This is a genomic window from Streptomyces sp. NPDC058086, assembly GCF_042885015.1.
In the GTDB taxonomy this organism is placed as follows: Bacteria; Actinomycetota; Actinomycetes; order Streptomycetales; family Streptomycetaceae; genus Streptomyces.
Genome location: NZ_JBHVST010000110.1, coordinates 26,765 through 36,512, shown reverse-complemented (window position 1 = coordinate 36,512; position 9,748 = coordinate 26,765). Strand labels below are relative to the sequence as shown.

The following is a 9,748-nucleotide window of genomic DNA, read 5'->3' as shown; positions in this document are numbered from 1 at the left end:
CCGACGACGTCAAGCCTGGCACGGTCCTCGAATACACCGCCGTGCTGGAGCGGGCCGTCGTCGACGCCCAGAAGCAGCGCCCCGGCGCGCAAGGTACCGGTGCGTGAGAACGCGATCGCCCCGGTCTCTTCCAGGACTTCGCGGGCCGCCGCCTCTTCCGGGGACTCGCCGTCCTCGACCAGGCCCATGGGCAACTCCCAGGCCCACGAGTCCGTAATGAAGCGGTGGCGCCACATCATCAGGACCTCTTGGCGATCGTTGACCACTGCGGCCACGGCCAAGTGCCGGAGCCGAACGACGTGATACTCCCACCTGCGGCCGTCAGGCTGCTGGACGTCGACCAGGCACAGATTCACCCACTTGTTGGTGTAGATCTGTCGCTCACCGTGGGTCTTCCACTCCATACCTGCGGCCCCTCTCGATCGGTCTCCAGGATCTCAGACCGATCCGGAGGCGGGCGCTTGTTCGGCACTTTTCGCGTCACCTTGACGAGATGCCCCGCTGTGCGTCGCACGCTGGCTGGAGCGGCCAAGCGGCAGGAGGAGGAATCTAGGGAGTAGAGGTGCGTCGTCGAGCTGGGGTCTCCTCTGATACGGGCCTGGAGCACACCAGGAAACATCAGCTTGGGAAGCTCGTGTCTCTTGGCCCCGGTTGCCCTGCTGACCTGCGGCCAAGGACGCTGGTACCCCTGGTCGGCCGCCGGTCGATTTCCCGGTGTTCCCCGTACAACCTGGCACGAGTCTGGCACGACCCCCCGTCCCGAACTCTCGGCTGAAAGGTCATTCCGGTCCAGGGCGCTGGTCGTGCGGTCATCGACAGCCGTTGGTGGCCACGTGTGGTTGCGCTGGTGGCTGTACCCCGCTGCTGTACAGCCACCGCAGCGGGCTCGGATGGGGCTTTGGGCCCCGTGGCCCCGACTGCGAGGAACAACACCTCGACCGAAGTGCTCCTGATGACAGCCCCAGCCCCCACTCAGCTCGGAACGATCGGCCCGGTCACCTTCCTTCTGGTGCGCGTGGCGTGTCGGCGGGTTTGCCCGCGTAGTCATCCGCAGAAGTTTCTGTTGATTGACCAGCGGGCCGGTGATAGTGGCTATCGGGTGCGAGGACGGTATCCACCGTGTGGGTTTGTTGGCGGTCGGTGAGCATCTGCCAGCCCACCAGAATGGCCAGGACGGCGAGCAGAGCGGATGAGGTGATCGTGGTTCCCACTCCGAGTCCGCCCTGCGCAACGGGCTTTTCCACCGCGTTCTCCGCCACCGCACCCAGCGGGCGGGTCAACACGTAGGCCGCCCAGAACAGCACCGTGCCCGAGATCGGGGTCAGATAGTGCGCGGCAAGGATCACGAGCATGGCCCCGCACAGCAACAGAGAGCTGTCGCGGAAGCCGAGACCCAGACCGCCGGAAAGGAAGTCACCACTGGAGGTGCCCAGCGTGTTGGACACCAGTGTCGCGGTCCAGTACAAGACCTCGCCCTCCGTCGTGGCGATCCGCTCCACATCCATGGTCTGTCCGGTCATCCGCCACCCGATCAGCACGATCGCCAGCAGGCTGGTCAGCAGAATCGAGCCGCCGGCGTAACCGAGCCCAGCGGTGCGGTTGATGTAGTCGGACATCGAGGTGCCCACGATGCTGGTGGTCAGAATGACCGACCAGAACACCATCGGGCGGAAGCGGTCGGCCTTGAGCTGCATCACCAGGGTGAGCGCGAAGGCCACCAGAAAGATGATCGCGCCGACGGCGTAGCCGAGATTCAATGGCGCCATCGTGACGAAGTTCGATGCCGACTCGCCCAGCGTTGTGGCCACGATCTTGGTCGCCCAGAACATTGCGCCGACCAGCGGCAACTTGCTCACGGCAACCTCGCGCACTGAAGCTTCCATCCTCGCCCCTCATCAGGCACCGGTCCCGCGACTCCCTTGTGGCGGACCGCAGACCTCGCCCGCGAGACCATAGGTCCCCACCGGGGGCGCTCGCTCCCCGCTTGACTGTGCTGATCCACCCGAGAGGGCGATGGATGCGGGGCGCCCGACAGGTGAAGCACGTGCTGGCTGGGCGCGGGTGGGCGGGAGGACGCTGCATGAGCACGACGAACGACACTCCGGCCGGGCGCTCTCGCGGGTCGGCCCGGCCGGGCTAAGACGGCGACGCGACATAGCAATGCAGTACGCGCTTGAGGGCTGTCGTGGCGTCATGGCCGCCATAGAGTGCGAGAAATGCAGTTGCCTCAGCGAATGTCTATTACCGCAAAGTGAGCGATAGACAAAAGTGCGCGTGTGGCCCAGCAGCTCCAGCCGGGCGAGGGACGGTTACGCATGGAGGAAGTCAGCGCGATTCCTCCCGCCGCAAGGCATTGGGGGACATACCCGGTGCACCCTGAGAGTGGGGCATCTACTGGGCATCTACCGCGCCGCGAGCCACAGGGGTTTCCCGCCCTGCCGCAGGGAAGGAGGAGCCATGACTTCATCGGCCGGCTGGGGCCGCCTGACGATCTACCTCGATGCCGCGCGGCAGTGGCGGCGCCGGTCGCTGGTCACGGAGATTGTGCTCCGTGCGCTGGAAGGAAAGCTGCGGGGGGCGAGCGTGCGCTGCGGTATCGCGGGGTTCGGCGATGCCGGCACCGTGCGCAGGGAGAGTGCGCTCCCGGTTGTTCAGCATCTTCCGGCCGAGATCGTCCTCGTCGACGACCTGGTCGTCCTGCAGGCGTTCGTGACCCGGCTTGACCGTATGCAGGGGGTCCTTCTGGCGACCCTCCAGCCCGTCGAGGTCATCGATAACCCCGCCGGGGCCGGCCGCGACAGCCAGGCGTGGTGAACAGCCGCCTGTCCAGTCCCTGATCCTGCCGGCGGCCGGCGGCCGCGGTTCGTCGTCCCGTGCTTGCGCTCCCGCGTGCCCAGGGCGCCCAGCGGTCCTTGGCTGTCGGCGCCGCGCATATTCCGATCCTGGAAGTCCGCCGCCACCGGCACCGCGCGCGCGGACGTGGCTGGTGGAGATCCAAGGATTTCGTGCCACATATCGGCGGATTTGCGTCGTACGCTGGGAAGTGCAACAAGAGGGCGGTGGGGCTCGCCGAAACCGCGACCGCTACGACTGGGTCGACAACAGTCCCTACCTGATACCTGCCACGCAGGCGTCTCCACAGGTAGGAGAAGATCATGCCCCGGCCATTCAGCCCCCCGCCGCAACAGGGACGTAATACCGGGAGCCCGCGCGGAACTGCGGCCACCCCTAGCGGCCGGTGCAACCCACGAGGCCGGCCCGCTGCGCCGCGCGGGCCACCGTGGGACCCCTTGCCCAGCCCGCACAAGGAAGTGCCCGCATGTCCGGCGGAGAGGGCCCCGAGGCCCAGCCCCGCGACGACCTGCCCCCAGCTGAGAGCCTGCCGGTCGACCCTGACGTCGCCGTGAGCGCCGAACCGCAGGCTGCACCCCAGGAGCCGTCTCCCGGCACCCGGCGGCCGCGGCAGGCGGACGTCCTGGCAGTCATTGCGCTGGGCGGCGGACTGGGCAGCGTGGCCCGCTACGGCATCGCCCACGCCTGGCCGACCCCGAACCAGGGATTTCCCTGGGCGACGTTCGTCACCAACATCTCTGGAAGTCTCGCGCTGGGACTCCTCATGGTCTACGTCCTGGAGGTGTGGCCGCCTTCCCGCTACGTGCGCCCGTTCCTGGGTGTCGGCGTCCTCGGCGGCTACACGACTTTCTCCACCTTCACCGTGGAGATGCGCCACCTGCTCGCCACCACCCACTGGTCGATGGCCGACGCCTACGCGCTGACCAGCCTTGTCGTCGGACTCGTAGCGGTCTGGATAGGCATCGCGGTGGCACGCCGGGCCGCCGGGCTACCAGTGCGACGCGGACCCAGCCGCCGCGACCAGACACCCTTCGCGCCCCCGCCGGCACGGCTACCCGCCTCACCCGGCGATCCGCCCCGTAAAGGAAGTTCGCGATGAACCCGCACTTTCCTCGGCGCCACCAGGTGGATGATGGCCTTTCTTCTCGCGCGCCACGCGCGCCCCTCAAAGGCCCGGGCCTGCGCATGACCGTCTACCTCGGTGAGTGGGACCAGTACCACCACAAGCCTGCCTACACCGAGATAGTCCACCGCGCGCACCGTGCCGGGCTCGCCGGCGCCAGCGTCTTCCGTGGCTTCGAGGGCTTTGGCGTCTCCTCGCTCGTGCACACCACCCGCCTGCTCGACCTCGCCGAAGACCTCCCCCTGACCGTCGTGGTCATCGACGAGGAGGACCGTGTGCGTGCCTTCCTCTCGGAGGTCCGCGACGTCGTCCCCCATGCGCTGGTGACCCTGGACCCGGTGCAGGTGGTCGCCCACCTCACCGGCGTGCCTCGCCCGCTCGCCGAGGGGGAGATGAGCTGATGCCCGTACTCCTGGTCTTCCTGGGCGGCATGATCGGCGCCCCTCTGCGGTATCTCACCGACAAGGCCGTCCAGGCTCGCCACGACAGCGTCTTTCCCCTCGGCACGTTTACCGTCAACGTGGTCGGCTCGTTCATCCTCGGCGCACTGGCCGGAGCTTCGGCAGCTCACGGCCTGCCATCGTCCGTGATGTTGCTGCTCGGCACCGGCCTGTGCGGCGGACTGACCACCTTCAGCACTTTCTCCTTCGAGACCGTCCGCCTCCTTGAGGACGGTTCCCTCGCCGAAGCCGGACTCAACGCCCTGGGCAGCCTCCTGCTCGGCCTCGCCGCCGCAGCCGCCGGCTTCGCCCTCCTGGCCTGGCTGTGACCCGCTCCGAGGACATTGCGTGATCGGGATTCGGGGAGCATCCGGCCAGGGAGGCCTGCTGTGGCGTTCCGCTGTGTGACCCTGAGGAACGGAGCAGTCCAGTCCCCGTCGCCATCCAGGAACTTGTGAACGGCGGCCACGCTGCACCGGACTCGTCCATCTAGCCAGGGACGATGCCGGCCGCCCTGGTATCGGTATGGATCGCGGCGACACCGACCCGCTCCGTCAACAGGTGGAGGCAGCAGCAATGAGACTGACTGGTACGGCATTGCGCGTGACGATCTTCATCAGCGAGAACGACACCTGGCACCACAAGCCCCTCTTCACCGAGATCGTCCACCGGGCCCGCGCCACCGGGCTGGCCGGAGCCTCGGTCTTCCGAGGCATCGAAGGCTACGGAGCCTCCTCGCTGATCCACACCCCCGGGTTGCTGTCCCTCAGCGAACACCTGCCGGTGACCGTCATCATCGTCGACACCGAAGACGTCATCCGCGCCTTCCTCCCACAACTGGACGAACTCGTCAGCGAAGGCATGGTCATCCTTGACGAGGTCGAGGTCATCCGCTACGTCGCCCGGGACAAAGGAGCACCGTGAACTGGCCACTGGTGATCGTCGGGGCCATGGCCTATGGCTGCGTCCGCGGCCAACACAGCCCTAGGCTTACCCGCGTCGGCCTGCGGCTGCGGACCCGGTGCTGATGATCGGCGCAGTGGGTATGGGGCGCGGAACAGAGCCAGTGGACCCCGTGTGGGCCACGGCCGCTGTGAAACGCCTGGAGCCGGTACGCTGTACCCGCTCCACCCCTGGTGGGCGGGGCGATGGTGGGTTGCCCGAGCGGCCTAAGGGAACGGTCTTGAAAACCGTCGTGGCAGCGATGTCACCGTGGGTTCAAATCCCACACCCACCGCAGGTGAACGGCCCCTGACCAGGTAAATCGGTCGGGGGCCGTTCTCATGTGCGTTGTCCGTCAACCACCGTGGTTCCCCGTCAGTTACCGGTGGATCGGGCACGGCAGAGGCACGGCATCTTCTGACCCGTAGCTCTATGTGGTTCGATCGCTGATGGTCATGCGGGTCGCGCTGAGGTCCTGCACGCACGCCGCCGACCGGGGATGGTTGCCGTGGTTGCTGTATTTCGCCGCTGTACCGCAGCCGGCTATCCGCTGAGAGCGTTCACGAGAGCCACGAAGACGCCCACGCCGAAGACAGCGAGGACAACGAACCCGACAGCCATCGACGAGCAACACGAGGCGACCGCCACCATGACCCACGCCCGCCCCACGGCCCGGTGGTACTCGGTGTCATCGCCCCAGTTCTGATCAACCAAGTCGCCCCTCTCCCCGCGCACTGTACGGAGCGGTCGACGGAGCGCATCAGGTGCGGGCACCTTCGGCGCTCCCTGCGACAATTCCGCGATGGCGACGCTGGTCGGGGGGTGGGAAACGCCGTGGTGCTTCGTGGGGTGCTCGCACTGATCGCGGGCAGCGCTTTCGTCGTGGTGGCCGGCGGCTATCGCGGCGTGGACGTGGGGGTGTGGGATTGGGCGGACGTAGTGTTCAGGCAGCGGACCCGGTACGGAACGCCCTGGTGGAGCCCTACCACCATGCGGATCCAATTCGGGATCGCGGGAGCCGTCTTCCTGGCGGCCGGGGCACACACCCTGGTGCGCTGACGGCGGCGGCCGTCTCCGGCGGCCGTGTCAGCCGAACATGCAAAGGACCCCCGGCCCATCCGGACCGGGGGTCTTTCCGCGGGTGGGGCCAACGGAATTTGAGCCCGTGGCCTCATCCTCATCAGGTCGATCCTTCGCACCGGCTGTCTCTGTTCCGAAGGACAGGGCACAAGGTGGACGCGCTGGCCGTGTTCGCCGGCACCGGCCCCTATTCGCCGGTGTTGGTGTCAGGCGCTGATGTCAGCTCGTTGCGCCTTTGAGTCAGGCTCTGAACTGCAACGCCCGGCAGGCTGGGCGCGTGCGCTCTCAGGGGTTCTCACTGATGCCGTCGGCCAAGGACACAGAACTCGTTGCCTTCGGGGTCCGCCATGACAACCCACGACTGGTCACCCTGACCAATGTCAACACGCTTCGCGCCATGAGCCTCAAGGCGAGCCACCTCGGCGTCCTGATCATCAGGCACGAAGTCGAGATGCAGCCGGCTCTTGGCCTTCTTGCTCTCATCAAGCCGGACGAACTCCAACCCCGGCCGGCGATCCGGCTCCGGGCGGATCGCGAACTCCACATCAGAGGAGTGGACCACGACCCAACCAAGAGCCTCGGCCCACCACTGCCCCAGGGCCTCCGGATCTGCCGAGTGAACAATTACATTTTGCCATTCCAAGGTCATCAGCCGAGCCTAGGTCTGCCAGGGCTTCGAAAACAGGCGCTTGAAGCGCTCAGAGGCAGGCCGCGCAGCGGCTGACTAATCGGCCTCCCGAACCACCGTTCCGGCCCGCCACTGTACGAACGACCTGACGAACGACCTGGACGTCGTGGGCCGCGTCTGCTCGGCTCTGCCGGAGTCGATGGAGCACGGGAGGGAAGCCCACGACTCAAGCCGTCCACGGGCCCGCACTCGGGAACGGCGCCCCTTCATCCCGGTGCCGGCCGATCTCCCGCCGGAGGCATCGTCCTTGACCGTGGCGGGTTCCGTCCGGTGCTCGACTCTTGGCCCTGGCCCTATCCACGTGTGGGCGGGCGTCGGCGCAGCCGGGTGCTCGCGGAGCCTCAGGGCACCCCCTTCGGCATGCCCGCGACGGCTCACAGCTCGAAGTCCTGGGCGGCTTCCTCCCAGGGGATGGCGCGCAGGGCCGGATCGGCGGTGTGGCCGGACGGGATGTCGGGGGTGGCCTGGAACCACGCGACCGCGAGGGCCGAGCGGTGGAGGACGGGGTCGAGGGCGGGGTCGACCGCGCTGGAATGGAAGAGGCCGACGCAGGTCACGGCGGGGAGCAGTTCGACCGGGCCGAAGCCGCCGGCGGGCAGGTCCGGATGGTCTCGGTGGGGTGTGACGAGGTGCGTCGGGGTGTTCGGGAACGCCACCGCCGTGCGCCGGGCCAGTCTGTCGACGATGCCGTCGTTCCAGCGCTTGAAGGGGTAGCCCTCGAGCATTCCGCCGTAGGTCGAGGTGAGACGCAGCTCGGATATCTCGACGGTTCTGCCCGAGGTGAGGGTGACGTGGGTCAGTGCCATGGCGCGCAGCCTAGGGACGGGCGGTTCGTGGTGTCGTTCCGTTTTCCGGTGGTTCGGGGCGTGGGAACGTCATCCGGGACGCCGAGGCGATCGTCGAGCGGGCCTCGCGTTCGGTGAGGCCGGTGCGGACGGCGGCCTCGACGAGTGCGGTGGTCAGCTCCGGGCCGATGCCGTTCTCGTAGGCGCGGCAGGCGGCCCAGAAGAGGCGGGTGTTGCGCTGGCCCTCGTGGGCGGCGAGCACGAACTGGACCAGTCCTTGGCCGTGTTGGCCGGTTGCAGGGGGCGCGCGGTGGTGCGTGCGGGGCGGGGGCGTGAGCAGGCGCAGGAGTTCGCGCGGACAGGGCGCGGGCGCCAACTGGGCGGTGCCCGGGGCGGCTCCGTACACGCCGTGCTCGGTGCGGGAGCCGGGGCCGACCAGGTAACCGCCGGCGCCGCGGATGTCGATGCCCGGGGCCAGTCGGCTCGCCGAGTTGGGGACGACCACGTCGGGCGGTCCGGTCAGCCAGAGGTGGCGGCCGCCGCTCGGGGTCAGCACGACCACTGTCTCCGGGATCGTGAACAGGTGGCGCAGGGCCAGTTCGCGCAGGGCGGCCGAGGAGTCCGTACCGGATTTGGTGTCGAGGTCGATGCCGATGAGGCGGTGCGGGTCGAGGCCGCAGGCGATGCCGTAGCCGGTCGCCCAGGGCGCGGCGGCGAAGAGCGCGCGGATGCGGCGGGGGTCGGTGGAGGCGTCGTACACGCCGTGTCCGAAGCGGCCGCATTCGCCGCGGCAGGGAGGAGTCGTCGGGTCGGGATCGGGGTCGTCGCGGTGGGGGGAACGCAGGGCCGGGAGCTTCGTGCGGGACAGCGGGATCACCGCGAGGCCGCGTTCGGCGGCGGACAGGGCGTGGGCCAGGGCCAGGGTCGTGGCCTGCCGGTCGATGGTGGCCATGCATCCATGTTCGTACGAGTGTTCGAAAAAGGGAAGAGCTTGCCGGGCGCGGGGGTACCGGGAAGGCGATTCGGGAGGGATTGGCCAAAAAGGTGGCGGAACGGTTCCTCCCTTGGGGCGCCGGGGATCGAGCTGTCCGATCCGGTCGGATCCGGCCTGATCTGGGGTTTCTTGTCATGAAGAGGGTTTATCGACATGTACTCACGCTTGAGGGCGAATCACGGCTTCCGGGGTGGTTCGCCGGGGATTCGGTGGGCAACTCTGGAGTCGCGACGTCGTGATCAGCGCCGGGGCGGTCGGCCAACCGCCTTGGAACGAGCAGTACTTCCCGGTTCGCGCCGGTCCGTACATCCGGTTCTTGGAGGAATTCACATGGCAAGCATCCGTACCGCCCGCGTTCTCGCCGCCGTCTCGGCCCTGCCCCTCGCCGCTGCCCTCTTCACGGGTGTCGCCGCGGCGGACAATGGCGCATTCGCGGACAACGGATCGAACGCGGGCGTGGCAACCGTCAGCGGCAGCGGGGTCGGACACAACAACAGCGGCAACTCCTCCACCACGCAACAGCAGGCGATCGGCTCAGGGGCCTCGAACCAGAACAACACGGCCCAGGTCAACGACTCCGCGTTCACGGCCATCGACCAGTCGACCGCCGTCGTCAACTTCACCAACCTCTGGTGAGTCGGGGCCGATTCGCCCGCTCTCGACGGGCTCATCGGCCTTGAGGCGCGAAGCACCGTGTGGGGTGCTTCGCGGGGTGGAAACGCGTCTGCGCGACGGCACTTCGGTGCCGTCGCACAGACGTTTTCGCGTGTCCGTCCTCGGCGGTCCCCTGTCGTCGTGACCTTGACAGGTCCCGCTATCTGACGGACAGTCAGAAAACCTTGT

Annotated in this window: 13 protein-coding genes and 1 tRNA gene; 8 read left to right on the top strand and 6 right to left on the bottom strand. The window is 67.9% G+C overall.

Annotation, left to right across the window (positions count from 1 at the left end; genetic code table 11):
• Nucleotides 1-404, bottom strand: a 404-nt coding sequence (locus tag ACFVWD_RS47585; protein WP_389604588.1) for an NUDIX domain-containing protein, incomplete at its 3' end; no start/stop codon positions are given.
• A gap of 591 nt (nucleotides 405-995) precedes the next feature.
• Nucleotides 996-1,883 carry a hypothetical protein gene (locus tag ACFVWD_RS47580; protein ID WP_389604587.1) on the bottom strand — a complete coding sequence of 296 codons (888 nt, stop codon included), beginning with the start codon at nucleotides 1,881-1,883 and terminating at the stop codon, nucleotides 996-998.
• Between the two features lie 574 nt (nucleotides 1,884-2,457).
• On the opposite strand from ACFVWD_RS47580, the gene ACFVWD_RS47575 reads away from it, so the two are divergent.
• The 6 genes from ACFVWD_RS47575 (at nucleotide 2,458) to ACFVWD_RS47550 (ending at nucleotide 5,653) form a co-directional block, all read left to right on the top strand.
• Entirely contained in the window at nucleotides 2,458-2,814 is a 357-nt protein-coding gene (locus ACFVWD_RS47575; RefSeq protein WP_389604586.1) for a DUF190 domain-containing protein, read from the top strand.
• 505 nt (nucleotides 2,815-3,319) lie between these two features.
• Nucleotides 3,320-3,952 carry a fluoride efflux transporter CrcB gene (gene crcB / locus ACFVWD_RS47570; RefSeq protein WP_389604584.1) on the top strand — a complete coding sequence of 211 codons (633 nt, stop codon included), beginning with the start codon at nucleotides 3,320-3,322 and terminating at the stop codon, nucleotides 3,950-3,952.
• Between the two features lie 86 nt (nucleotides 3,953-4,038).
• Complete coding sequence (locus ACFVWD_RS47565) at nucleotides 4,039-4,377, top strand: DUF190 domain-containing protein (RefSeq protein ID WP_388270829.1); 339 nt, start codon at nucleotides 4,039-4,041, stop codon at nucleotides 4,375-4,377.
• A complete protein-coding gene (gene crcB, locus ACFVWD_RS47560; RefSeq protein ID WP_389604582.1) occupies nucleotides 4,377-4,745 on the top strand; it encodes a fluoride efflux transporter CrcB in 369 nt (122 codons plus the stop codon). Before ACFVWD_RS47565 ends, crcB (ACFVWD_RS47560) begins: the two co-directional genes overlap by 1 nt.
• Nucleotides 4,746-4,992: 247 nt before the next feature.
• Nucleotides 4,993-5,340 (top strand): DUF190 domain-containing protein, encoded by a 348-nt coding sequence (locus ACFVWD_RS47555; RefSeq protein WP_389604580.1) that lies wholly within the window; start codon nucleotides 4,993-4,995, stop codon nucleotides 5,338-5,340.
• Between the two features lie 226 nt (nucleotides 5,341-5,566).
• Nucleotides 5,567-5,653 (top strand) — tRNA-Ser (locus tag ACFVWD_RS47550).
• Nucleotides 5,654-5,901: 248 nt separating this feature from the next.
• Here the strand turns inward: ACFVWD_RS47550 and ACFVWD_RS47545 are convergent.
• On the bottom strand, nucleotides 5,902-6,072 hold the full coding sequence (locus ACFVWD_RS47545; RefSeq protein ID WP_389604579.1) for a hypothetical protein: 171 nt from the start codon (nucleotides 6,070-6,072) through the stop codon (nucleotides 5,902-5,904).
• Nucleotides 6,073-6,192: 120 nt separating this feature from the next.
• On the opposite strand from ACFVWD_RS47545, the gene ACFVWD_RS47540 reads away from it, so the two are divergent.
• Nucleotides 6,193-6,417 (top strand): hypothetical protein, encoded by a 225-nt coding sequence (locus ACFVWD_RS47540; protein ID WP_389604577.1) that lies wholly within the window; start codon nucleotides 6,193-6,195, stop codon nucleotides 6,415-6,417.
• 316 nt (nucleotides 6,418-6,733) lie between these two features.
• On the opposite strand, the gene ACFVWD_RS47535 is transcribed toward ACFVWD_RS47540, so the two are convergent.
• The 3 genes from ACFVWD_RS47535 to ACFVWD_RS47525 all read right to left on the bottom strand — a co-directional run bounded on the left by ACFVWD_RS47535 (nucleotide 6,734) and on the right by ACFVWD_RS47525 (nucleotide 8,863).
• Entirely contained in the window at nucleotides 6,734-7,087 is a 354-nt protein-coding gene (locus ACFVWD_RS47535; RefSeq protein WP_389604575.1) for a VOC family protein, read from the bottom strand.
• Between the two features lie 413 nt (nucleotides 7,088-7,500).
• Complete coding sequence (locus ACFVWD_RS47530; protein WP_389604574.1) at nucleotides 7,501-7,932, bottom strand: hypothetical protein; 432 nt, start codon at nucleotides 7,930-7,932, stop codon at nucleotides 7,501-7,503.
• Between the two features lie 10 nt (nucleotides 7,933-7,942).
• Nucleotides 7,943-8,863 carry a bifunctional DNA primase/polymerase gene (locus tag ACFVWD_RS47525; protein WP_389604573.1) on the bottom strand — a complete coding sequence of 307 codons (921 nt, stop codon included), beginning with the start codon at nucleotides 8,861-8,863 and terminating at the stop codon, nucleotides 7,943-7,945.
• Between the two features lie 372 nt (nucleotides 8,864-9,235).
• Here ACFVWD_RS47525 and ACFVWD_RS47520 point away from each other — a divergent pair, with 372 nt between their 5' ends.
• Nucleotides 9,236-9,541, top strand: a complete 306-nt coding sequence (locus tag ACFVWD_RS47520) for a hypothetical protein (RefSeq protein WP_168493423.1) — start codon at nucleotides 9,236-9,238, stop codon at nucleotides 9,539-9,541.
• The last annotated feature ends 207 nt before the right edge of the window (nucleotides 9,542-9,748 follow it).